The organism is Pseudomonas sp. Q1, from assembly GCF_009935975.1.
Classification (GTDB): domain Bacteria; phylum Pseudomonadota; class Gammaproteobacteria; order Pseudomonadales; family Pseudomonadaceae; genus Aquipseudomonas; species Aquipseudomonas palleroniana.
The window spans coordinates 1-553 of the sequence record NZ_QODI01000083.1 but is presented as its reverse complement, the minus strand read 5'-3'; the positions used below and the strand labels follow the sequence as shown (position 1 = coordinate 553).

Annotated in this window: 1 pseudogene; it reads left to right on the top strand. The window is 51.9% G+C overall.

Annotated elements, in window-relative coordinates:
* Positions 1-489 (top strand): annotated as a pseudogene (locus tag DK870_RS29245) (type I glyceraldehyde-3-phosphate dehydrogenase); the annotation flags it as partial.
* Positions 490-553: the final 64 nt, after the last annotated feature.

Below are 553 nucleotides of genomic sequence, written 5' to 3'. Positions count from 1 at the left end.
CTTATGAGCACTGTTCATGCCATCACAGCCACACAGAAGACCGTGGATGGGCCGTCTGGGAAACTGTGGAGGGATGGCCGCGGTGCCAGTCAGAACATCATCCCAGCCTCCACCGGGGCTGCCAAGGCTGTGGGCAAAGTCATTCCTGAGCTCAATGGCAAGCTTACTGGTATGGCCTTCCGTGTCCCCACACCCAATGTGTCCGTGGTGGATCTAACGGTCCGTCTTGAGAAACCTGCCAGTTATGATGCAATCAAGAAAGTGGTCAAGGCTGCAGCTGATGGACCAATGAAAGGCATTCTGGGATATACAGAGGACCAGGTGGTATCCAGTGACTTCAACGGGGATGTGCGGTCCTCCATCTTTGATGCTGGTGCTGGCATTGCCCTCAATGATCACTTTGTCAAGCTGGTCACATGGTATGACAACGAGTTTGGTTACAGCAACCGTGTATGTGACCTGATGGCACACATGGCCTCCAAGGAGTAAATGTGACCCCTTTTTTGTGGTTTTGATTACACAATCCACCGTTCTCCCATCTGGTTGGATTTTT